The following is a 21758-nucleotide window of genomic DNA, read 5'->3' on the forward strand; positions in this document are numbered from 1 at the left end:
GACATGGACCGATTGCAGGAGTCACTTCGTGAGGCCCCGATCATCGAGAAGGACGGCTACCACTACTTCGTCCACCCGATCAGCGACGGCGTGCCGATGCTCAAACCCGAGTTGCTCCGCGAGATCGTCATCAAGATCATCCGCAAGGCCGAACTCGAAGACGTCGACAAGATCGTCACCCCCGCGGCCATGGGCATCCACATCTCGACGGCCGTCTCCCTGATGACCGACATCCCGCTGGTCGTCGTCCGCAAGCGCCAGTACGGTCTGGAGGGGGAAGTCTCACTCTCGCAGGTTACCGGCTACTCCGAGAGCGAGATGTACGTCAACGACGTCTACGAGGGCGACCGCGTCCTCCTGCTCGACGACGTGCTCTCGACCGGCGGCACCCTCGAAGCACTCACCGGCGCGCTCGAAGACATCGGCGCGGACGTCGTCGACGCGGTCGCCGTCATCAAGAAAGTCGGCGGCGAGAACAAGATCGAAGGCTCCGACTACGACGTGAAGACGCTCATCAACGTCGACGTCGTCGACGGCGAAGTGGTCGTCGTCGACGAGTTCGGCGACGACTGACGGAATGCGACTCGTCCTCGCCTTCGCTGCCCTGTTCGTCCTCGGCCTCGCCGGCACGGGGTACGTGATCGTGACCGCCCCCGAACAGGCCTCCGGTCCCCAGACGCTCGAACTCATCGCCGCCGACGCCCCGGCCAACGCGACGGTCACGGCCTTCGAGAACCTCTCTGAACGCGACCGACGGCTCGTCAGCGACGCCGCCGAGGCGAACGGCTCGGCCCGGATCGCTCCCGACCAGCGCCCGAACACGAGTTACGTCCGTTACGAGGGGGCGGTCTACCGGCTCCGCGTCGTCGTCGGCGATCCCGCCGAGGAGACGACGATCGCGCACCTGGTGGCCGTCGTGACCGGTGGCGCGACGGCCGTGCTCGGCGCGCTCGGGCTCGTCGGCCTCCTGTTTCACTCCTGGCGAGGGAGCCGAGAACGGACTGGAGACAGATGAATCCGTAGCGGCCGGCCGGTCGTCAGGCTCGGACAGTCCTCACGTCCGGTCTGTGGGCACTTCGACGTCGGCGAGCACCGGCAGGTGATCGGAGGGATACCGGCCGTCCCCGTAGCTGTCCGAGAGGATCCCGTGTCGGCCGACTTCGACCGTCGGCGTGACGAATACGTAGTCGATTTTCTTCTCCGGGACGAGGTCGGTGAAGTCGGTCATGCTCGTATCCGGGCCGTGGTTCGGCGCGTCCGCGACCATCCCCGCGTCGTGGAGCGCCCGCCCGTTCGAGAGCGATTCGTCGGTCAAGCGCCGGTGTGGCTCCGATCCGGGTCGACAGTTGAGATCGCCCGTCACGACGACCGGCTCGTCCCCGGAGATGGCGTCGATCCGACTCCGGAGGAGCTGTGCGCTCCGTCGCCTGGCAGTCTCACCGCGGTGATCGAAGTGCGTATTGAAATGAAACAGCGACACGTCCGTCACTTCGTCGTAGAGTCCGACGTACCGCACGAGTCGGACGAGCGCCGCGTCCCAGCCCCGGCTCGGCGTGTCAGGCGTCTCGGAGAGCCAGAACCGTCCGTCGGTTTCGAGGGTGAACCGCTCGCGATGGAACCCGATCGCGGCGTGATCGCCGTACGTCTTCCCGGACCGTCCCGTTTCGAGCCACTCGAACCCGGGAAGCGCCGCGCGGAAGTCGTCGACACGGTCGTGGTGGACCTCCTGAAGCCCGACGATGTCCGGGCGGTGAAACCGAATCGTCGACACCAGCGGGTCCCGCCGATACACCCAGGCGTTCCGTCCGCCCTCCCCCGACGGGTACCGGACGTTGTAACTCATCACCCGCAGTTCCGCCGCGCAGCCACGCGAGTCAGCCATCGTCCAGCGGTCACGAGTGGAGTTCGCTCGCGATCGTCGACTCGTGTCGGTCGACGAGATCACGGATTCGGTGGTGGTCGGCAGCTGACAGGTTCGGCGTGTCCGCCGCATCCGCCCGCAGCATCGACAGCCGACTCGTCACGTAGCCACAGGCCCAGAGTCGCCCCCCGTCGGTGAGCCGGGCTCTATCCCGCACCATCTCCGTCTCGGCGTCTTCCCGCATGCAGGTCGCCATCCGTGCGCCGAGGTTCTCGATTATCGCCTCGACGTACGCCTCCTCGTACGCTTCCATGGCCCGAGTACCACCACGCGGAGACGGATAGCGATTGCGCCGGTCGCCGTCCTGCGAGTCACATCGTGACCGACGGAGTATCGCAGGCGGGAGGTTCGAACCGGCGCCACTTCGCTCCCGCTGGTCGCTCGTGGCAGGGTTCGAAACGCCACGGCGACTTTCGACGTTCGTGGAGGCCAGCACACGCTACGCGGTGCTCGCCGTGTTGTTCACCTCGAAAAGTAGCGGGAGGTAGATTTGAACCGCGAGGACTCACTTCGTTCGTCCTCTGGGTTCAAACTACTACGGCCTATATTCGTCGCTCACGGATTGTGAGCGACAGAGTATAGCGGGAGGTAGATTTGAACTACCGATCTGCGGGTTATGAGCCCGCCGGAATCTCCTGGCTATCCCATCCCGCTACACCTTCGTAATCCCGACCGCCAATTAAGGGTTGTGATTCCGAAGCCGTCCGTCAATTTCTCCCGTGATCACTCCGCGTGAACACGCCACGTGAACAGACTCTCGAAGGCGTAGTTGACGAACATCGCGACCCCGACCGCGATCCACTTCGAGAACAGGTACCAGACGTCACTCCCGAACAGCACCACCGAGATCCCGGTGAAGCTCACGAGCCCGTAGAAGATACCGTACTGCATCGACGAGCCGACCGACCGCACGGCGTGGGACTTCACCAGCCGCCGGAGCAGTTTCCCCGGTTCACCGACGCCCGCGAACGTCCAGCGTTCGTTGACGGCGAACATCACGAGAATCGCCACCTCGATGCTCAGCAGGCCCGCAAGCCACGGCTCGAGGCCCACGAGTTCTTTCAGCGCTACGAGCGTGACCGTGTCTGCGATCAGCCCCACCACGCCGACGGAGACGAACTGCCCGAACCGGACACCCGACAACAGCGAATCCAGCTGCCGGGGGAGTTCCCTGTCGCTCATCGTTTGTCGATCAAGGCCTCCTCGTCTGCCCGGCGGTCCGCGATGGCGGTGTGCAGCCGGCTGTCCCGGACCCGTTCGACGCGGTGCCGGGCGGTGAACAGCGCCTTGGCCATCCTGATCGAGGTCCGGATCGGTTCGACGGTCGAGCCGGGCTGATCCTCCCAGGTGATCGGGACCTCGGCGATCCGCAGGTCGAAGGCGGCGGCCATGGCGACGAGTTCGATGTCCCAGGCGAACCCCGCCTCGTAGAGGTGCTCGCGAATTCGCTCCCAGCCCGCCCGTGTCAGCGCCTTCGCGCCACACTGGTAGTCGTGCAGTTTCGCGTCGAGCAACCGACGAGCGAGCCAGACGAAGCCTTCGCCGAGCCACCGGCGAGCGGTCGTCTGGTGATCCGACACCGTGGCCTCGGGATGGCGGCGGGACCCGACAGAGAGGTCCGCCTCGCCCGAGTGGACGGGCTCGACGACGGCGGCCGCCGAGTCCGGCGTCGTGCTCCCGTCTGCGTCGAGGAAGGCGAGCACGTCGGTCGAGAGCGCCTCGAAGCCCGCGGTGACGGCCGCGCCCTTCCCGCGACGGTAGGGAACGACGCCGAGCGAGGCGGGGAGGGACCGTAGCTGCTCGACGGTTCCGTCGTCGGGGGCGTCGAGTTCGATGCGGATGGCTGCCGGGTCGAGTCGCTGGTCGAGAGCCTCGACGTACGCCGACAGTCGCTCCACGTCCGGGCGGTAGGCAGGGACCACGACACCCAGGGACCGACTCATTGTCCCAGCATTCCGTGGGGCGAGTAAAAACGGTTCGTCTCGGCACGGTGGCGAACAAGAAAAGGTATAGGCACGGGGGCGTCTCCCACAGGTGATGGAGTTCCTGCTCGTCGCCCTGTGGTTGGGAACCTTCCTGGCCCTGCTTCTGACCGGGCTCCCGCTGGCGGACGCGCTGTTCGGTCGCCTCGCCGACCGGGGTGCCGGCGTGGCGCTCGTTTGCTCGTTCACGGTCGTCTGTCTCGTCGCCTACTGGGTCGGGCGCGTCTCGCTCGACGCCGCGCCGTTCGTCGCCGTCGCCGTCCTCCTCGCCCTCGCGGGCGGCCTCGTCGCCTGGCGCGGTATCGAACTGAATCGCCGCGTCCTGGTCGAGACGGTCGGCGTGTTCACCCTCGCCTTCCTCTTTCTCGTCGCTGTTCGGGCGGTCGACCCCGCCGTCCACCCCCCAGGCGGCGAGAAGTTCCTCGATTTCGGCCTGCTCCAGTCGCTCTTGCGAGCCGAGACGCTCCCACCGGAGGACATGTGGTTCGCCGGCGAACCGGTGCGCTACTACTACGGCGGGCACCTGCTGGCCTCGCTGCTGGCCCGGCTCACCGCGACCGAGGCTCGCTTCGCCTACAACCTCGTGCTCGCGGGCTTCTTCGCGGCGTTCGTCACCGCAGCCTACGGACTCGCCGGGTCCGTCGCCGCCAGCCGGGACAGTCCACGGTGGCTCGGCGGCGTCTTCGGTGCCTTCTTCGTCGGTATCGCGAGCAATCTGACGACCCCGCTCCGGCTGATCGTCGCCCTCGTCGACGGGTGGGCGGCGGCCCTGGGCGGGTTGGGCGGCGTCGTCGGAACGCTTCTGATACCGGTTCGGATGGCATTCGCAGTCCTCGACGGCGTGATCGGCGTGCTGGTCGGGACACTCGGCGTCGAGACGGACGGACTCGCGAGCGGGCTCGGGAAGTTCGACTACTGGGACGCCAGCCGCGTCGTCGACGGGACGATCAACGAGTTCCCGCTGTTCGCCTGGCTCAACGGCGACTTGCACGCCCACATGATGGGGCCGCCGTTCCTCCTGCTGGCCGCGACGGTGTGTTTCGCGTACTACCTGACCCCGACCGAAGCAGTGTGGCGGCGGCGCGGCCTCCTGTTCGGGGCACTCCCGCCGCTGGCCGGCCTGCTGGCGGTCGTCAACACCTGGTCGTTCCCCAGCGTCGCCGGGCTGACCGTGCTGGCGGTGTTGTTCGCGCCCGCGGAGGCACGGACGTTGTTGCCCGAACCGGTGGCGGAGAGGATCGATACCGACGACTGGCGGCTCGACGAGGGCGGGACGCTGCTGATCGCCGCCGGGTCCGGTGCCGTCGTCGTCGTTGGGGGGTTGCTCCTCTCGGCGCCGTTCTGGTTGGTCGCGGCCAGCGGGCGCGAACTCGCACTGTTCCCGCCCCGGAGCGGCCTCGGCGCGCTCGTGCTGGTCCACGGCACGTTCCTGCTCGTGTTCGTCCCCTACCTGCTCCGGCACGCGATCCCGCGACTCCGTGACGGCTGGCGCACGGCCGCCATGCTCGCGGTCGTCGCCGTGATCGCCGTCCTGAGTCAGGCGGCTGCAGTCGTGCTCTTCCTCCCGCTGATCGGCGTCAGCTGGGCATTGCTCCGGTGGCGGGACCTGCCCGGTGGCGTCGGCGCCGGGATCGGCGAACGGTTCCGGCCGGACCGGGCGGACGCCGAGACCGCCGTGACCGCGGACGGTGGTGACGGGGATGGACACCTGCTCCCGCGCCCTGGCTTCGAGACAGTGTTGCTCGTCGCCGGTGCGGGACTCGTCTTGCTGGTCGAGTTCGTCTACGTCAAAGAGCAGGCGGGACCCGGCCGGATGAACACGGTGTTCAAGACGTACGCGCAGGTCTGGGCGATCTGGGCGGTCGCGGCCGGCGCGGCCCTCGCGCACCTGCTCTGTCAACACCGGCCCGGACTCGGACTCAGCGGTGGGCGCTGGCGACCGGCCATGCAGGTGGCTGCTGCGCTCCTGATCGCCGGCACGTCGGTGTACGGCGGCCTCGCGCTGACCGGCCACTTCGCCAGCGACTCGGCGTACGCCCAGACCGACGATCCGACGCTCGACGCGACGGCGTTCGTCGACCGCGTCCACTCCGAGGAGGCCGCCGCGATCCGCTGGGTCGACGGCCTGGACGGACGCCCCACGATCACCACCGCACCCGGGAGTTACACCTGGAACGGCGAGCGCAACGGCGGTGCCAGCGCACCGTCGAGTCTGACCGGCGTGCCGACAGTCCTGGGCTGGCACCACGAGATCGGCTATCGCGGCCAGGAGGCCTACGACCGCCGGGCCGCCGACCTCCGGACGATCTACACGGGTGAACCGAACGAGAGCGCGGCCTTACTGAACGAGTACGACGTGCGGTACGTGTACGTCGGGCCGGCCGAACGGGCGACCTACGGGTCCTCGCTGGAAGGGATCACCGTCGACGAGATCGAAGGCATTCGGGTCGAAAAACAGTGGGACGCGGTGACGATCTACGAAGTCGACCAGACCAGGCTCTAGGTCGCGGACTCGACGACGGTGACGGCTTCGGCTTCGGCCGACATCGTGTCGAGGTGGTTGGGGATGTACCGGCGATACTGGTAGTCCTCGCGTTCGTCCTCGGAGCCGACGGTACACCACAACTGGACCCGGTCGGGGCCGTGCCAGTCGCCCTGTCGCGCGACGGCGAAACAGACGTACTCCTCGCCGTCGTACTCGATGACGGCGTTTTTCCGGATGCCGGGGTCCCCGTTGATGATGAGCTGCTTCATGCTCGCCGGTTGGCCCGAATCGCTGTTAAGCGCTTCGATGCCGAGAAATCGGGCGTGGACGGCTGACCCAGGGTCCGCGAGCGGGTCTACGCGGATACCGAAACCAAACGGGTTTTAACGGGCACTGTCTAACCACGGGACAAGGTAGATATCTATGGAGATGCCACGCCGATTTAACACGTACTGCCCACACTGCAACGAACACCACGAAGTGGAGGTCGAAAAGGTCCGCTCGGGGCGTTCCTCGGGCATGAAGAAGGTCAACGACCGCCAGCGCAAGCGACGCGGAACCGGGATCGGGAACAAGGGTAAGTTCTCGAAGGTGCCCGGTGGGGACAAGCCCACCAAGAAGACCGACCTGAAGTACCGCTGCTCGGAGTGTGGCAAGGCCCACCTCCGCGAGGGATGGCGTGCCGGCCGACTCGAATTCCAGGAGTAAGCATGGCAGGAAACTTCTACAGCGTCGCGTGTCCGGACTGTGAGAACGAACAGATCGTCTTCGGCAAGGCCGCCACGGAGGTCGCCTGCGCGGTGTGTGGCCACCAGCTCGCCAGCCCCACGGGCGGCGAGGCGGTCATCGAGGGCGAGATCACCGACACCGTCGAGGCGCGATAGATGAAATACAGTGGCTGGCCCGACCCCGGCGAACTCGTCGTCGGCCGGATCGACGAGATCGAGGACTTCGGCGTGTTCGTCGACATGCTGGAGTACGAGGACAAGCGCGGGCTGTGTCACATCTCCGAGGTCGCCTCCGGCTGGATCAAGAACGTCCGCGACCACGTCAACGAGGGACAGACCGTCGTCGCCAAGGTGCTGGAAGTCGACGAGGGATCCCAGCAGGTCGACCTCTCGATCAAGGACGTCAACGATCACCAGCGCAAGGAGAAGATCCAGGAGTGGAAAAACGAGCAGAAGGCCGACAACTGGATGGAACTGGCCTTCGGCGAAGACCTGGACGACGAGACCTACGCCGCCATCGCCAACGAGTTCCTCGCGGAGTTCGGCTCGATGTACGACGGCTTCGAGCAGGCGGCGATCCACGGCCAAGAAGCCCTCGACGACACCGACCTCGACGACGAGGAGGTCGAGCGCATCGTCGAGACCGCCCGCGAGAACGTCTCGGTGCCCTACGTCAACGTCACCGGCTACGTCGACCTCTCGGTCCCGACGGCCGCCGGCGTCGACGTAATCAAGGAGGCTCTACAGGCCGCCGAGGGCAACGGGGAGATCCCCGACGAGGTCGAACTCGAAGTCACGTACGTCGGGTCGCCGGAGTACCGCATCCGCGTCCGTGCCCCCGACTACAAGACCGCCGAGTCCCACCTCGAAGAGAGCGCCGACCGCGCTAGCGCGGTCGTCTCGGACCACGGCGGTACGGGGACGTACCACCGCGAGCGCAACACCGACGAAGAGTGACGACTCGTCCGGCCGCGCCGCTTTCGTCATGAAATCGGATATCCGCGTCTGTTCGGCCTGGGAGTCGAATCACGAGCGGCCGGTGTACACGCTGGCCGAGACCTGTCCGGAGTGTGGGGCCGACGCCGAGAACAGCGCCCCGGCCCCGTTCGATCCAACTGACAGGTACGGTGAATATCGACGCGCTATTAAGCGCCGGAACCGCCAGTAGCGGGTATGGACGAGTTCGAAATCGAGACGCTCGCGGACCCGGAGCTCACGGATCCAGTACTGGTAGAGGGACTCCCTGGCGTGGGCCACGTGGGGAAACTCGCCGCCGAGCACCTGCTCGAAGAGCTGGACGGCGAGGAAGTGCGCCGGCTCTACTCTCAGCACTTCCCGCCGCAGGTCAGCATCGACGACGGGCGCTCGGAACTGGCCAGCGCCTCCTTCCACGCGGTCGAGACCGAACAGGGCCAGGACCTGCTCGTGTTGACCGGTGACCACCAGGCACAGGACAACCAGGGTCACTACCGCCTGACCGACCGGATCCTCGACGTGGCCGACGAATTCGGCGTCGGGCGCGTGTTCGCGCTGGGGGGCGTTCCGACGGGTGAACTCATCGAGGAGTACGACGTCCTCGGGGCGGCGACCGACGCGGGGTTCGTCGAGGACCTCGAAGGGGCGGACGTGGAGTTCCGCGAGGACGAACCGGCCGGCGGGATCGTCGGCGTTTCGGGCCTCCTCTTGGGGCTTGGCGAGCGCCGGGACTTCGAGGCGGCCTGCCTGATGGGTGAGACCAGCGGCTACCTCGTCGATCCCAAGAGCGCGCAGGCGGTCCTCACGGTCCTGGAGGATCTGGTCGGCTTCGAGGTGGACTTCGGCTCGCTCGAGGATCGGGCCGAGGAGATGGAGGAGGTCGTCCGGAAGATCCAGGAGATGGAGAGCAGTGCGGCGGCGGGGCCCGCCGACGAGGACCTGCGCTACATCGGGTGAGTCGCGGTCCGAGGGGTTCTTTAGCGATGGTCCCCTAACGTGTTCGTGTATACCGAGGTGATCGACGGCTTGCCACAGTGGCTCATCGACGGTGCGCTGTTGGGGATCGCGCTCAGCGTCGTGGTCGCCGCTATCTTCTACGTGGGCGTTACCCGTTTTCCCGGTCGTGGCGCAGTCGACGGTCGCGAACCGAGCGGCGAATCACACCGCCGTGACGAGATTCGGAGCTACCTCGACGCCATCGGCGAACAGTACGCCGAGCGCCACTTCGTCGAAGGCCAGCACGTCGCCTTCTACCTGCCCAAACGGGACGTGGCGATCACGTTCGACGCCCGAGCGTACTACCGCATCGAGCGCTCGGACACGTTCCCGGTTCTCGTCGAACACGAACTGCCGGGCGTCGCGCTCGGCCCGCGGCTCCCCTTCGAGACGCCCGAGATCAGTTTCGAGGAGGACGCCGGCGGCGAACTCGATCCACGGGAGGCGGCCCACGCCGTCCTCGGCCTGCCGGTCGGTGCCGGCCTCGAAGACATCAAGCGCGCCTACCGCGAGAAGGTCAAGGAGGTCCACCCGGACCACGGCGGCGACGAGGACGAATTCAAGCGCGTCCGCGAAGCCTACACCACAGCCAAGCAACACGCCAGCTAGCGGCAGGCATTTACACCACAGAACCCGACGGAGAGTGTGGACGTGACCTACCGGGACCGGGCCGCCGTGCTCGGCGACGTACTGGTCTGTGCCGACCTCCACGTCGGGAAGGCCGCGGCCGCGAACGTCTCGCTCCCCCTCGGCGAGCGCGACCACCTCGTCGACCGCGTGGCCGCACTCTGTGAGCGATACGACCCGTCGACGGTCGTGTTCGCGGGCGACCTGCTCCACTCGTTCGACCGCGTGGCGAGCGCCGCCGAGGAGACCGTCACCGCACTGGACCAGACGGTGCGGGACGCGGGCGCACGGCCGGTCGTCACGCCGGGCAATCACGACGCGATGCTCGACGTGGTCTGGTCCGGCCCGACCGCCCACGAGTTCGAGGTCGAGACCGACGAGGGACGGGCCGTCGTCTGTCACGGGCACCTCGAACCCGAGACAGAGGCGGACCTGTACGTCGTCGGCCACGACCACCCTACCATCACCATCGAGGGGCGGAAGTGGCACTGTTATCTCGACGGGGCGGCGACCTACGACGGTGCGGACGTGCTCGTCCTCCCCGCCTTCTCCCACCTGATCGAGGGCGTCTCGATCAACCGACGGTACGGCGGCACCGCCACGACGAACTCGCCGCTGATCGGCGACCTCGACCGCTATCGCCCCGTCGTCTGGGACGACGAGGCCGAACAGATCCGTGAGTTCCCGCCGCTCGGGGAGTTTCGCGACCTACTCTAGGGTCCGGGCGGCGACGCGCCCGCTCTCCAGTGCGCCCTGAATCGCGGACCAGCGGGTGTAATCGCCCGCGAGGACGACTGGCCCGTCGGGTGCGTCGACCGCGGGGAGGTCGGCACGGAATCCGGGGGGCTGGGTGAACTGCGCCACGTCGATCCGGTCGGTCCGGAGGAGTTCGAGGTCCTCGAACTGTCGTTCGGGGTACCACTGGCCCAGTACCTCGCGGCCGCGGGCGTGGAGTTGCTCGTCGCTCTCGGTGCGCTCGCCCAACCAGGTCGCGCTCACCAGCGTCCGGTCGTCGGGTGCGTACTCCGAGGCGACCGCCGAGAGCGGCGCGATCTGGTTGGGTTCCGCGTCCCGGGCGTTCAGGACGATCTTCTTGCCGGTCTCCAGTTCGACGTGGCCGGGAAGGCCGTAGTACTGGGTGACACAGCCGCTGGTCTCGGTCGGGACCGCCACGTCCGTCAATGCCGCCGCCGTCGGTGGGTCGGTCGCGACGACGGCCCCGTCGGCGCTGATCGTCTCCCCGTCGGTCTCGACGGTGACGCCGTCGTCTGCCGCGTCGAGGGCCGTGACTGCGGTCCCGAGTTCGATCTCCGCGCCGGCCGTGCGAGCGCGATCGGCCAGTTGCTCGCTGATCGCCCCCATCCCCTCGGCGGGGACCGCGGTCTTGCCCTCGGACAGCATCTTGAACGTGTAGCGGAACACGCCGGCATCGGTCGACAGCGAGCGATCCAGCGTGATCCCACCGTAGAACGGCGCGGCGAAGTTCTCGACGAACTTCTCGGAGAATCCTCTGTCCGACAGATAGTCCCGCACGTCCTGGCGCTCGTCGGGATCGAACAGCGTCCCGATATCGGCGGCTTTCATCTCCCGCTGGAGTTTGAACAGCCGGAGCTTGTCACCGAGCGTCACGTCGGTGTTGAACAGCGTGTCCGAGAGGTCGCCCGGACTGCTCAGGGGGTCGGCCAGCACCGACCGGCGACCGGGGTTGGCGATGGTCGCACCGGCCGAGAAGTATCGCAGGTCGAGAGCGTCGTAGTCCAGTTCCCGCTTCGCCGCGGGGTAGGCGGTGAACAGGACCTGGAATCCACGGTCGAAGACGAACCCGTCCTCGCGGACGGAGCGGACGCGGCCGCCCACCTCGTCGCGACGTTCCAGCACCGTCACGTCCCTGCCCGCGTCGGCGAGGTGGCGGGCCGCGACCAGGCCCGCCAATCCGCCGCCGACGACCACGGCGTCTGTCATACACGGGCGAAGGAGTGGCGACCACAAAAAGGCCGCGCGGTCGGTCGCGAGGGGAGCGGTTATTCAGACGCCGTGACAAGCCCGGATCGATGTGCCCTGAGACAGCCTCCGGCTCGGGCGGGAGTGCATCGAGTCCGACACGACTTACGTCGACTGCAGGCTTCGTTCCCGTGGTGGTAGTCGTTGCGCTCGTCGTGCTGTACAGCCTCCTCGTCGTGCAACGACCGCTTCTCGGCGCGCTCGTCGCCTCGTGGGTGCTCGGCCTCTACGTCGCCTGGCGGTTCGTCAGCTGGTTCGTGGCCGCCTACCACCGCCGGACTGTGGCGATGGAATCGATGGCCGACTCCCTCGAACCGCTGGCCGAACAGGAGGGGGCCAGCCCCACGTTCGACGGCGGCGACGAGACGCGCTGACCGCCCGGGAACGAACGGACAGGGCTTAGTCCGTCGCGCCCTGACCCGCGAGCATGACCCGCAATTCGGCCGTTCGGGACCTCACCTGCCGAGCGTGTGGCGACTCGTTCGACCCCGCCGAGACGACCGGCCCGTGTCCGTCGTGTGACGGCCACCTCACCGTCACCTACGACCTGGACACAGTCGAGTTCACGCCCGAGACCGTCGCCGACCGGCGGTACGACGGGATCGCCCGCTACGCCGAGTTGCTCCCGTTCACCGCCGAGACCCTCGTGACGATGGACGAGGGCGCGACGCCGCTGGTCGCCTGCCCCGACCTGGCCGACGAGTGGGGCGTCGGCGAGGTCTACGTCAAAGACGAGGGGCGCAATCCGACGGGCAGCGTCGCGGACCGCGGGATGGCCGTCGCGGTGACCGCGGCCGCCGAGGCCGGCGCGGAGGACGTGGCCCTGCCGACGACGGGCATCGAAGGACAGGCCGCGGCCGCCTACGCCGCCCGCGCCGGACTGGACTCGCACTCGTTCGTCCCCTCGCGGGCGACCTTCGACGCGAAGGCGATGATCAACGTCCACGGCGGCGACATGGAGGTCGTCGGCGGCCGCTACGGCGACGCCGTCGAAAGTTTCCGTGAGACCGTCGCCGAGGAAGGGTGGCACTCGCTGGCTCCCTTCGGGACGCCCTACCGTCGGGAGGGCGCGAAGACGCTGGCCTACGAACTGGCCGAACAACTCGACTGGACGGCCCCGGACGCGGTCGTCTACCCGACCGGCGAGGGCGTCGGCCTCGTCGGCACTCACGCCGGCGCGACGGAACTGGCCGACCTGGGAATCGTCGGCGACACGCCGGCGGTGTACGCCGCACAGGCCGACGGCTGTGCGCCCGTCGTCGAGGCGTTCGAGAACGACGCGGACGACACCGAGGTCTGGGAGACGCCCGACACGATCTGTGGCGGCATCGAGATTCCGGATCCGGCGGGCGGGGCCGACGTGCTCGCGGCGATTCGCGAGAGCGACGGCGGTGCGGTCGCCACCGAGGACCGGGAGGCGCTGGAAGGGGCAGTCAGCATCGCCCAGGCCGAGGGCGTCGAGATCGGTGCCTCGGCGGGCGTGGCGGCCAGCGGTGCGGCGGCACTGGCCGACCAGGGTGCGCTCGGCCCCGACGACACCGTCGTACTGGTCAACACGCTTCCGGGCAACGCGGAAGCGGACATCCTCCGGAACCACCTGGTGAGCAAGGGCATCTGAGGCATGGCGGCCAGTCCCGTCGCGTCGCTCGGCGCGGGCGTTCTGTTCGGCCTGGCGCTGGCGGCACCGCCCGGGCCGATGAACGCCGTCATCGCCGAGGAGAGCGTCCTGCGGGGCTGGCTGGCGGGCTTCACCGCGGGCCTCGGTGCGATGACCGCCGACGCCTGCTTCTTCGCGCTCGCGCTGGCCGGCGTCGTCACCGTCGTCCAGAACGCACCGACCCTGCGCGCGGCGATGATCCTCGCGGGCGGCGGGTTGATGCTGTACTTCGCGGTCGGGGCGGCGACGAGCGCGCGCGAAGCGCTGGCCGTCGACTCCGGGACCGACTCGACCGACGGCGGAGTGGGACGGGGGTTCCGGAAGGCGTTCGTCCTGGCGCTGACCAACCCCTACCAGATCGCGTTCTGGCTGACCGTCGGCGTGGGCCTGCTCGAACCCGGGACCGTCGACGTACTGGAGAAGACGCCCTACGTCGGCGCGGAACTGGCAGGACTCGTCGTCGTCCGGACCGGGAGCCCCCTCCTGCTCGCGGGGCTGTTCGGCGGCATCGTCTGCTGGATCGTCGGGTTTCCGGCGGCACTACGCGCTGCTGGCCGGCGGGTCGACCGACTCACACCGCTTGTCGCCGGCGGGAGCGCCGTCGTGCTGGCCGGGTTCGGCCTCCTCTTCGTGGCCGACGGCCTCGGCGCGCTGCTCTAGTCGTCGGTCTCGTTGTCGAGTTGCTTCTGCATGCCGGGGCTCAACTCGGCGTCGGAGTCGCCCATCATGGCCACCTCGGATTCGAGCCACTCCTTGAACCACTTGACGCGTTTGAGCCGCTGGTGGACGACGCTCTCGGCGGTGTCGCTCTCGACGCGCTCGGCGGCGTCGCGGCCGCGTTCGAGGACGCGCCCGACCATCTCCGCGGCGTCCATGTGCGTGCGGGACTCGTATCCCATCCGCAACAGCATCAGCGCCGTGCCGTTCGCACCGACCTTGTCGAGCAGGTCGGCCTCGATCAGGCACTGCGTCTCCAGTGACAGGTCCGAGAGCGGCCCCTGGTAGGAGTGGTCCTCCACCGCGGTACAGACTTCGTCGACGAACGACTGGGGATAGTCGCAGTGGGTCGTCAGGTACTCCCGGGCGATGCGAGCACCCTCCTCGGCGTGGACGTCCTGGTCGGCTTCGAGCTTGGCGATGTCGTGAAAGAGGGCCGCGACACGCGTCACGTCGACGTTCGCGCCCTCCTCGCGCGCGATGTCGGTCGCCAGCTCGACCACGTTCATGATGTGGTTGAACCGATAGGCCGCCGAGTGCCAGGGATACCACCGCATCCGCCCGCCTTCGTCCTCGTTGACCACGCTCGCTTCGAGGTAGTCGTGGACGAAGACCTGCATCGCCTCGAATTCCGCGTCCGAGACGGGCGACTCCCGTATTTCAACACCCACGGGACCACCTCCGGACGTGACGTTCGCTGTTCATCTTACGGATATAAAAGCGAGTGCGGGTCTTTAGCGTTACGACACCCTGAAATCTACCACACCCCCGAATTCGGGACCCGGCGGCCCCGTCTGTGACACCCGGCCTACCCGTGGCCACCCCGCCGACCCGTCCCACTGGACACCGGGCCGCGTGTGACGTAGATTTATGCCAGCTACCGTCATAGTGTAACATATGGAAGTCAGAGCGGCAACTCCTGACGATCAACAAGCGATCATGGAGATCGCCGAACGGTCGCTGGAAGCGTCTTACACCCTCAGCCCCGGGACCATCGAGGGGACCGTCCATCAGTGGTACGACGACGAGGAGTACGCGGAGAAGGTGGACCGGGAGGATATGCTCTTTTTGCTGGCCGAATACGATGGAGAGCCGGTCGCGTTCACCGAGACCGTGATCCACGACGACGAGACCGGCGCGGACCTGCTGTGGCTCCACGTGCATCCGGACTACCGCGGCGAAGGACTCGGGTCGGATCTCTTCGACGCCGTCCGCGACCATCTCCGCGAGCAGGACATCACCCAGCTCCGTGGCCGCGTGCTCTCGATGAACGAGGTCGGTAACACCTTCTACAAACAGCGTGGCTTCGAGAAGGTCGGCGAAGGGGAAGTCGAGATCGACGGGAGTCCCTACACCGAGGCGCTGTACCTCGAAGCCGAACCGGAGGGTCTGGAACCCCGGACGACCGACGACGGGCAGACGGTATACATCGACCACGACGACGTGGACAAGGGCTCGGCGGGCCCGTTCCACGTCGTCTACGTCGACGAGGATCGCGAGGAGAAGTACGGCTACCACTGTGGGAAGTGCGATTCGCTGGCCAACGCGATGGACGCCATGGGCCGCATCGAGTGCGGCGAGTGTGGCAACAGCCGCAAACCCACGCGCTGGGACGCGGCGTACATGTAGGCCACCACGGTCAGGACGAATACTGCGGGAGATCGGCCTCGGCCCGCAGTTCAGCCATCTCCTCCGCGCTCTCGGCGATACCCGTCGTCACCAGCAACCGAACACCGCGCCGGACACTCATGTCGAGCTCGTGAACCTCGTCTCGGGGGACCATCAGAAAGTGTCCACCGGTCGGATTCGGGCTGTTCGGCAGGAAGACGTTGTACACGTCCTCGCCGGCGACCGCCTCGGCTTCCACCGGCCCGTCACCCGTCACGAACCCGAGGCTGTAGACCCCCTCGCGAGGATACTCGATCATGACGACGCTCCGGTAGCGGTTCGACCGCTCCATCAGGGCGTCGGCGACTTGCCGCACGCTCGAGTAGATGATGCTGACCAGTGGCACGACACCGATCCCACGGTCGATCCATCCGAACAGCCGCTGGCCGATGCGTCCCTGCGCGAGATATCCCAGCACGACGATCACACCCACGATCACCAGGAGCGCCAGCGCCTGCGCGATCGCCTCGATGTTTGCCGTGTACTGTGTCAACCGCGTCCCCTGTACCACCGGGTCGATCAGCGTCGTCACCCAGCCGACCAGGAACTGCATCGCGACGACGGTGACGACCAGCGGCGCCAGCAGCGCGAGCCCCGCGACGAAACTGTTCCGGAGTACCTGTGTGAATCGCATGTCCGGTGGTACCGCCGGACCGACAAAAGAACCCGCCCCACGCTCATTTCCGTCTGGGACCCCTGGTTGAACCTGTGACCGACAGCGACCGACCTCTCGGCGGCGAGTTCGACGGGTCGTGGGACCCCTCCGGTCCCTGGACTCGCGAGGCGACCGACGCCTTCCTCACCGACAGCCGCGCCCCGATCCGGCTGAGTTGTCGAACCCCCGGTGGCGGACTCTGGATGCTCTCGCTGTGGTACGAGTTCCGCGACGACGCCCTCCACTGTGCGACAGCCGCCAGCGCCGACGTGATCGAGTTCCTCGACCACGACCCCGGCGTCGCCTTCGAGGTCTCGGTCAACGACCCACCCTACCGAGGCGTCCGCGGCCAGGGCCAGGCCACCGTCGAACCCGACCCCGAGAAGACCGTCCTCCGGTCGCTTCTCCAGCGCTATCTCGGCGGCACCGACTCGGCACTGGCCCAGCGCCTCCTCGACAAGGACCGCGAGGAAGTCACGATTCGGATCGACCCGACCCGTGTCGCCACCTGGGACTACTCCGACCGGATGAGAGACGTTCAGGATTCGGACCGCGACGACCCCGCGTAGAAACGCAGGAACAGGTAAAACACCGCCACGATGGACAGCCCGGCCCCGACCCCAACGACGCCGTCGACGACGGCGTGAGGCACCGGGAGTCCCGAAGAACCTGTGTGTGCGAACACCGGATCGACCATTGTCCTCTGTGAGCGCGTAGGACACCCGGAGATTCAACTGCTTCGGTTTCGGTGGAACGTGTTCGGCGAGGCCGTAGTTTGTATAAAATGTTTGATAGTAGCCCCGAGCGGATTCGAACCGCTGTCAGAGGCTCGCTCCGCGGCGAATTCGGGCGTTTGAGAGGGGCCGAACTAAACCGCTCCAAAGGCCTCTATGATTGGCCACTACACCACGGGGCTGCAATTGGCTAGTTCGGACCGACGAGTAAGAACCTTACTCTTGATCCGAATCGCGTGATGGCAGACTCACATCGATTCGATCCGACTCGGCATCGTTGTGGCATGAGCGACAGAGAGCGATCAGGTTGTCGAGCGTATGCGATCCCTGGGGATCGTCGAATTTGCGCATCGGCGTGATGTGGTGGACATCAGGATTCTGCCCCAGTCCACCGGCGGTTGCACCGCAGTGTTGGCATCGGTACTGGTCCCGTTTGAGTGCAGCCCTTCGAACGGAACACCAGCGCCCGAAGTACCCTTCGTCACCGCCATCCCACCGGTGGTGCCGTTCGCCACGCCTATTTTCTGACATCCAGTCGGATAGACAGTCTCGTGAACAAAACCGACCCGCTCCGTAATTCCGGTTGCACTGTAACACCGTGATCTCGTCCTCACAGTAGTCACATGATCTAGTAATCCGTTCTGCGTCGACGGTTTCAGCGAACGTGGTCCCCAGAAACTCGTCCGCTTCCTCGACGCACGTCGGGCAGTAGACTCCCTTCTTGTCGGAGGGGTAATACTCGAACTCGTCACCACAGCGTTCGCACTCCGTCGTCTCTTTCGCGTCTTTCCAGTTACCGTTGTGTTCGCCGGCGTTGGGATTGCAGTCGTCGCAGTACGTCAGACGAGCCTTCGGATCGTAAAACTCTGTCCCACAGCCGGCACACTCCCGGTTCGGAAGTGGGTCGTCGTGGACCTTCGTATGATGTTGTTTGACACCACGTTCAGTCGTGAGTGACTTACCACATGTTGGACACTCCATGAATAACCGTTCGACTGAGAGTCGTAAATATGCGATCCAGCCGGAGTGAAACTAAAAGTGGTCAGTCCGCCGGATCGGGTTCGACTTCCAGCAGTTTGCAGGCGTCGTTCTCGGGGTCGAAGCAGTCCGGACACTGCGGGGCCCGGTCGATGATGGTGTCGAGTCGGTCGGCGACGGTCTCGTCGATGACCGGTTCGAGTTGTTTGGCTTCGGCGCGAAACTCGTCGACTTCGAGGACTTCCAGCAGGAAGCGCTCGATGATACAGTAGGTCTGGAGCGCGTCCCGGGCGCGGACGATGCCCTCGTCGGTGAGGGTGACGCCCTTGTACTTCTCGTGTTCGAGGAGTTCGCGGTCCTCGAGTTTGCCGATCATCTCGTTGGCGCTCGCGGGGCTCACGTCGAGCATGTCGGCGACGCGGCCGGTCGAGGCCGGGCCGTCTTCCGCCTGCTGGACGAGGTAGATCGCCTTGAGATACTGGTCGGACGTGTTCACGTGAGACCCCCTCCGTACGGATAGTTCCCGATCATTCTCGTTTCTCCATGAGTTCCGTGACCTCTTCGACCCCTTCGGCTTCCTCCTCGCGGATAGCCGCCAGCGTCTCGATCAGGTGCTCCCGGTCGACGCTGAGTCGGGCGTCGGACTCCTCGATGGCCGCGATGAGGTCGTCGTAGAACTTGTAGGCCGTCTCCTCGTTGCACAACTGGTCGTAGAGGACGCCGTCGAAATCCGCTTCGGACTCGTACTGGGCCTTGACCAGCCCCTTGATCTCCTCGAACGGAATCGTGTCGGCTTCGAGGTCGTCGATCAGATCTTCGAGTTGCTCGCGGTGGCCAGCCGACTCCTCGGCGGCCTCTGCGAGCAGCGCTTCCAGTTCCGGGTCGTCGACGTCCATCGTCCGGGCGTGTTCGCCCGCCCGCGCCTCCACGACCTCTTCGAGGACGACGCCGATCTGCAGCAGTCGCGCCAGCTGGTGGTCGTTCGAGACCGGTTGCTGGACGCTCACGGCGACCACCACCGACGGCGTCGGCTCTGTCCCGCCTGCATACTCCCGAGTCAGGTAGGCGGGAACTTAAGCCGTTCCCTCGGGACCGACACCCCTAAGCGGCCGCTGTTGGACCAGCGGTCATGACGCGCGCCGACGAGTTCCACGACTACACCGACTGGGCCACCGACCAGTCCCCGCTGTACGAACGGTTGAGCCGCGCCACCGCAGACGACGACGCCCTCCTCGACCTCGCCGCGACGGCCCCGCCGAGTCAGCCCGCCCCGAACCTGCTTCTGGGTGCCGTTCACCACCTCCTCCTCTCCGGCGTCGACCACCGCCTCGCGGAGTTCTATCCCACCGTCACCGAGAACCCCACCGACCCGACGGAGACCGATCCGGTCCCCGCCTTCGAGTCGTTCTGTCTGGATCACCGCGAGGCGATCCGTGAACGGCTCGAAACCCGGCTGGTCCAGACCAACGACGTGGGTCGCTCCGCCGTCCTCTATCCCGCTTGCTCCCGGGTCGCCGCCGCCGACGGCGGTCCCCTCGCCCTCGTCGAACTCGGAGCCAGCGCCGGGCTGAACCTGCTGTGGGCCCGATACCGCTACGAGTTCGACGACCACGTCGTCGGCGACCCGGATTCCCCGGTCCGCATCGAGACGACCATCCGGGACGGGACCCCACCGCTTCCCGACGAACCGCCGACCGTCGCAGAACGCTGGGGCGTCGATCTGAACCCGCTCGACGTGACCGACGAGAGCGACGCCCGCTGGCTCCGTGCACTGGTCCTCCCGAACCAGCACCGTCGGCACGAACGGCTGGCCGCCGCACTGGAACTGGCCGCCGACCGGCCACCGGAACTCGTCGCTGGTGACGCCGCGGACGTCCTCCCCGAACGGCTCGGAAACGCCCCGACGGACGCGACGCTCGTCGTGTTCAGCACCATCGCGCTCTATCAGTTCCCCGACGAGGCCGTGGCCGCCGTCCGGGCGGCGCTGGTCGGTGCCAGTCACGAGCGACCAGTGCACTGGCTGTCGGGCGATCCGTCGACCCCGCCGAGCGATCCGACCTACCGGCACGGCCGCTTCGAGGACGGAACGGCCGAGACCACCGGCATCGCCGAATTCGAGGCCTACGGGAACTGGCTCTCCTGGTTGGTGTGAATTAAAAAAACGGCGTCCGCGGAACGCCAGCCCGCTATTCTCGGAGCCGCGTCGCGATCAGGTCTTCGAGGTCCTCGCGGAACTCGTCGACCGCGACCTCCGAGAGGACGGGCTCGAAGAAGCCCTCGACCAGCATGTTCTCGGCGACCTGTTCGGGGATCGACCGCGAGGTCATGTAGAACATGTCCTCGGCGTCGACCTGGCCGACCGTCGCGGAGTGGCTGGCCTCGGTGTCGTGGTTGTTGATGATCAGTTTCGGGGACGCGTCGGCCTCGCTCTCGTCTGAGAGCATCAGCGTGTTCTCACGCTGGTAGGAGTTGGTGTCCCAGGCCTCCCGACCCACGTCCTGCACGCCCTCGTAGACCGAGCGGGCGGTGTCGTCCAGCACACCGCGGGTCACGAGGTCGGCGGTGGTGTGTTCGGCCTCGTGCCAGACCCGCGACCCGAGGTCGAAGTGCTGGTCCTCGTGGCCGAAGAAGGCACCGACGATCTTGCTCTCGGAGCTGTCACCGAGCAGTCGCGTCTCGACGCTCGTTTTGGTCAGGCGCGACCCGATGTTCCCCTCGATCCAGTTGACCGTGGCGTACTGGTCGGTGTGGCCGCGCTTGACCTGGAAGTTGTAGGTGTCCTCGTTCAGGTTCTGGAGCGCGCCGTACTGGACGTGTGCGTTCTCGCCGGCGGCGACTTCGACGACGCCGCTGTAGTAGCGTTCGTCCTCCTCGCTCGCGTCGTCGCCCGTCTCCTGGCGCTCGAGGATAGTCACCGACGACGACTCCTCGGCGATCACCAGGGTATAGTTGAACAGCGCGCGACTGTTCATCCGGGTCCGGATCTTCACGTCCTCGGCGTCGACCCCGTCGGGGACGTAGACGACCGTCCCGGCCGAGAACAGCGCCGTCGACAGCGCCGTGAGGTAGTTGCGCTGGGGGTCGACGACACTCCCGAACTGCTCTTCGATCAGGTCGCCGTGTTCGGCCAGTGCCTCCGACCAGGAGAGCACGTCGACGCCGTCGGCGTCCACGCGGTCTTTCTCCTGGGCCATCTCCAGGGGGTCGACGAAGCTCTCGTAGTCGAGCGCGTCGAGATTCGTCCACTCCCGGCCCGGCGTCTGGATGACCTCGGGCATGTCGAGGTCTTCGAGCGCGTCGAGGGCGTCGAGTCGCGTCTCCAGCAGCCACTCGGGCTCGTCCAACTGTTCGCTGATCTCCGTTACCTGCTCCTCTGTGAGGTTTGCGTGTACCTGCGTACTCATTGTGGAATCCGGGGATTACCCGAGCGAGCCCTCCATCTCCAGTTCGATCAGCCGGTTCAGTTCCACCGCGTACTCGATGGGCAACTCTTCGGTGATCGGCTCGATGAACCCGGCGACGATCATCTGTTTGGCGTCGTCGTCGTCCAGGCCACGCGTCTCCAGGTAGAACACGTCTTCGTCGCCGATCTTCCCGACCGTGGCCTCGTGAGCCACGTCGACCTTGTTCTCCT

General features: G+C 66.7%; 29 protein-coding genes and 2 tRNA genes. 16 read left to right on the forward strand and 15 right to left on the reverse strand.

Going from position 1 to position 21758, the window contains the following annotated elements:
* The first annotated feature begins 3 nt into the window (after positions 1-3).
* Both hpt and EAF64_RS20175 read left to right on the forward strand, forming a co-directional pair.
* Complete coding sequence (hpt, locus tag EAF64_RS20170) at positions 4-573, forward strand: hypoxanthine/guanine phosphoribosyltransferase (RefSeq protein ID WP_129070782.1); 570 nt, start codon at positions 4-6, stop codon at positions 571-573.
* Between the two features lie 4 nt (positions 574-577).
* The gene (locus EAF64_RS20175; RefSeq protein ID WP_129070783.1) at positions 578-1015 is read left to right on the forward strand and encodes a hypothetical protein; all 438 of its coding nucleotides are present in this window, start codon (positions 578-580) and stop codon (positions 1013-1015) included.
* A 39-nt stretch (positions 1016-1054) separates the two neighbouring features.
* Here the strand turns inward: EAF64_RS20175 and EAF64_RS20180 are convergent, their stop codons facing one another.
* From EAF64_RS20180 to EAF64_RS20200, 5 genes are all read right to left on the reverse strand, one after another.
* Positions 1055-1882, reverse strand: coding sequence for an endonuclease/exonuclease/phosphatase family protein (locus EAF64_RS20180; RefSeq protein WP_227739071.1), 828 nt, complete (start codon positions 1880-1882; stop codon positions 1055-1057).
* A 10-nt stretch (positions 1883-1892) separates the two neighbouring features.
* Positions 1893-2174, reverse strand: coding sequence for a hypothetical protein (locus tag EAF64_RS20185; protein WP_129070784.1), 282 nt, complete (start codon positions 2172-2174; stop codon positions 1893-1895).
* Between the two features lie 326 nt (positions 2175-2500).
* Positions 2501-2575: transfer RNA gene (locus tag EAF64_RS20190), tRNA-Met, on the reverse strand.
* A 69-nt stretch (positions 2576-2644) separates the two neighbouring features.
* Positions 2645-3103, reverse strand: a complete 459-nt coding sequence (locus EAF64_RS20195) for a GtrA family protein (protein WP_129070785.1) — start codon at positions 3101-3103, stop codon at positions 2645-2647.
* Positions 3100-3864: a glycosyltransferase gene (locus EAF64_RS20200; RefSeq protein WP_129070786.1), complete on the reverse strand. Its 765-nt coding sequence runs from the start codon at positions 3862-3864 to the stop codon at positions 3100-3102. The genes EAF64_RS20195 and EAF64_RS20200 overlap by 4 nt, the downstream gene beginning before the upstream one ends.
* A 94-nt stretch (positions 3865-3958) precedes the next feature.
* Here EAF64_RS20200 and EAF64_RS20205 point away from each other — a divergent pair, with 94 nt between their 5' ends.
* Complete coding sequence (locus tag EAF64_RS20205; protein WP_129070787.1) at positions 3959-6406, forward strand: DUF2298 domain-containing protein; 2448 nt, start codon at positions 3959-3961, stop codon at positions 6404-6406.
* Here the strand turns inward: EAF64_RS20205 and EAF64_RS20210 are convergent.
* Positions 6403-6657, reverse strand: a complete 255-nt coding sequence (locus tag EAF64_RS20210) for an HAH_0734 family protein (protein ID WP_129070788.1) — start codon at positions 6655-6657, stop codon at positions 6403-6405. The two genes, EAF64_RS20205 and EAF64_RS20210, sit on opposite strands and share 4 nt — an antisense overlap.
* Before the next feature lie 154 nt (positions 6658-6811).
* On the opposite strand from EAF64_RS20210, the gene EAF64_RS20215 reads away from it, so the two are divergent.
* The 7 genes from EAF64_RS20215 to EAF64_RS20245 are packed head-to-tail and all read left to right on the forward strand — an operon-like array spanning position 6812 to position 10431.
* Positions 6812-7096 carry a 50S ribosomal protein L44e gene (locus EAF64_RS20215; RefSeq protein WP_077205237.1) on the forward strand — a complete coding sequence of 95 codons (285 nt, stop codon included), beginning with the start codon at positions 6812-6814 and terminating at the stop codon, positions 7094-7096.
* Positions 7097-7098: 2 nt separating this feature from the next.
* Positions 7099-7272, forward strand: a complete 174-nt coding sequence (locus tag EAF64_RS20220; protein ID WP_129070789.1) for a 30S ribosomal protein S27e — start codon at positions 7099-7101, stop codon at positions 7270-7272.
* Complete coding sequence (locus EAF64_RS20225; RefSeq protein WP_129070790.1) at positions 7273-8073, forward strand: translation initiation factor IF-2 subunit alpha; 801 nt, start codon at positions 7273-7275, stop codon at positions 8071-8073.
* Between the two features lie 28 nt (positions 8074-8101).
* Positions 8102-8284: an RNA-protein complex protein Nop10 gene (locus tag EAF64_RS20230; RefSeq protein ID WP_129070791.1), complete on the forward strand. Its 183-nt coding sequence runs from the start codon at positions 8102-8104 to the stop codon at positions 8282-8284.
* A 5-nt stretch (positions 8285-8289) separates the two neighbouring features.
* The gene (locus tag EAF64_RS20235; RefSeq protein WP_129070792.1) at positions 8290-9048 is read left to right on the forward strand and encodes a proteasome assembly chaperone family protein; all 759 of its coding nucleotides are present in this window, start codon (positions 8290-8292) and stop codon (positions 9046-9048) included.
* Between the two features lie 45 nt (positions 9049-9093).
* A complete protein-coding gene (locus EAF64_RS20240; protein WP_227739072.1) occupies positions 9094-9696 on the forward strand; it encodes a J domain-containing protein in 603 nt (200 codons plus the stop codon).
* A 36-nt stretch (positions 9697-9732) separates the two neighbouring features.
* On the forward strand, positions 9733-10431 hold the full coding sequence (locus EAF64_RS20245; RefSeq protein ID WP_129070793.1) for a metallophosphoesterase: 699 nt from the start codon (positions 9733-9735) through the stop codon (positions 10429-10431).
* Here EAF64_RS20245 and EAF64_RS20250 read toward each other — a convergent pair.
* On the reverse strand, positions 10423-11676 hold the full coding sequence (locus EAF64_RS20250; RefSeq protein ID WP_129070794.1) for an NAD(P)/FAD-dependent oxidoreductase: 1254 nt from the start codon (positions 11674-11676) through the stop codon (positions 10423-10425). The two genes, EAF64_RS20245 and EAF64_RS20250, sit on opposite strands and share 9 nt — an antisense overlap.
* 173 nt (positions 11677-11849) lie before the next feature.
* On the opposite strand from EAF64_RS20250, the gene EAF64_RS20255 reads away from it, so the two are divergent.
* The 3 genes from EAF64_RS20255 to EAF64_RS20265 are packed head-to-tail and all read left to right on the forward strand — an operon-like array spanning position 11850 to position 14032.
* The gene (locus EAF64_RS20255; protein ID WP_129070795.1) at positions 11850-12089 is read left to right on the forward strand and encodes a hypothetical protein; all 240 of its coding nucleotides are present in this window, start codon (positions 11850-11852) and stop codon (positions 12087-12089) included.
* Positions 12090-12142: 53 nt separating this feature from the next.
* Positions 12143-13333: a threonine synthase gene (locus tag EAF64_RS20260; RefSeq protein ID WP_129070796.1), complete on the forward strand. Its 1191-nt coding sequence runs from the start codon at positions 12143-12145 to the stop codon at positions 13331-13333.
* Between the two features lie 3 nt (positions 13334-13336).
* Positions 13337-14032, forward strand: a complete 696-nt coding sequence (locus EAF64_RS20265; RefSeq protein WP_129070797.1) for a LysE family translocator — start codon at positions 13337-13339, stop codon at positions 14030-14032.
* On the opposite strand, the gene EAF64_RS20270 is transcribed toward EAF64_RS20265, so the two are convergent.
* Positions 14029-14760: an HD domain-containing protein gene (locus EAF64_RS20270; RefSeq protein ID WP_129070798.1), complete on the reverse strand. Its 732-nt coding sequence runs from the start codon at positions 14758-14760 to the stop codon at positions 14029-14031. The two genes, EAF64_RS20265 and EAF64_RS20270, sit on opposite strands and share 4 nt — an antisense overlap.
* A 226-nt stretch (positions 14761-14986) precedes the next feature.
* Between EAF64_RS20270 and EAF64_RS20275 the strand changes: the two genes are divergently transcribed.
* Positions 14987-15718: a GNAT family N-acetyltransferase gene (locus EAF64_RS20275; protein ID WP_129070799.1), complete on the forward strand. Its 732-nt coding sequence runs from the start codon at positions 14987-14989 to the stop codon at positions 15716-15718.
* 10 nt (positions 15719-15728) lie between these two features.
* On the opposite strand, the gene EAF64_RS20280 is transcribed toward EAF64_RS20275, so the two are convergent.
* A complete protein-coding gene (locus EAF64_RS20280; protein WP_129070800.1) occupies positions 15729-16391 on the reverse strand; it encodes a DUF502 domain-containing protein in 663 nt (220 codons plus the stop codon).
* Between the two features lie 74 nt (positions 16392-16465).
* Between EAF64_RS20280 and EAF64_RS20285 the strand changes: the two genes are divergently transcribed.
* Positions 16466-16981: a pyridoxamine 5'-phosphate oxidase family protein gene (locus EAF64_RS20285; protein ID WP_129070801.1), complete on the forward strand. Its 516-nt coding sequence runs from the start codon at positions 16466-16468 to the stop codon at positions 16979-16981.
* 226 nt (positions 16982-17207) lie between these two features.
* On the opposite strand, the gene EAF64_RS20290 is transcribed toward EAF64_RS20285, so the two are convergent.
* The 4 genes from EAF64_RS20290 to EAF64_RS20305 all read right to left on the reverse strand — a co-directional run bounded on the left by EAF64_RS20290 (position 17208) and on the right by EAF64_RS20305 (position 19131).
* A tRNA-Gln gene (locus EAF64_RS20290) sits at positions 17208-17328 on the reverse strand.
* 34 nt (positions 17329-17362) lie between these two features.
* The gene (locus EAF64_RS20295; RefSeq protein WP_129070802.1) at positions 17363-18127 is read right to left on the reverse strand and encodes an HNH endonuclease; all 765 of its coding nucleotides are present in this window, start codon (positions 18125-18127) and stop codon (positions 17363-17365) included.
* 61 nt (positions 18128-18188) lie between these two features.
* A complete protein-coding gene (locus tag EAF64_RS20300; protein WP_129070803.1) occupies positions 18189-18620 on the reverse strand; it encodes a metal-dependent transcriptional regulator in 432 nt (143 codons plus the stop codon).
* A 31-nt stretch (positions 18621-18651) separates the two neighbouring features.
* A complete protein-coding gene (locus EAF64_RS20305) occupies positions 18652-19131 on the reverse strand; it encodes a ferritin-like domain-containing protein (protein WP_129070804.1) in 480 nt (159 codons plus the stop codon).
* A gap of 122 nt (positions 19132-19253) precedes the next feature.
* Between EAF64_RS20305 and EAF64_RS20310 the strand changes: the two genes are divergently transcribed.
* Positions 19254-20276, forward strand: coding sequence for a DUF2332 domain-containing protein (locus tag EAF64_RS20310; protein ID WP_129070805.1), 1023 nt, complete (start codon positions 19254-19256; stop codon positions 20274-20276).
* Between the two features lie 34 nt (positions 20277-20310).
* On the opposite strand, the gene sufD is transcribed toward EAF64_RS20310, so the two are convergent.
* Complete coding sequence (sufD, locus tag EAF64_RS20315) at positions 20311-21528, reverse strand: Fe-S cluster assembly protein SufD (RefSeq protein WP_129070806.1); 1218 nt, start codon at positions 21526-21528, stop codon at positions 20311-20313.
* Between the two features lie 15 nt (positions 21529-21543).
* Positions 21544-21758, reverse strand: a 215-nt coding sequence (locus EAF64_RS20320; protein WP_193767783.1) for a SufD family Fe-S cluster assembly protein, incomplete at its 5' end; no start/stop codon positions are given.

Source organism: Halorientalis pallida (assembly GCF_004118325.1).
Taxonomy (GTDB): domain Archaea; phylum Halobacteriota; class Halobacteria; order Halobacteriales; family Haloarculaceae; genus Halorientalis; species Halorientalis pallida.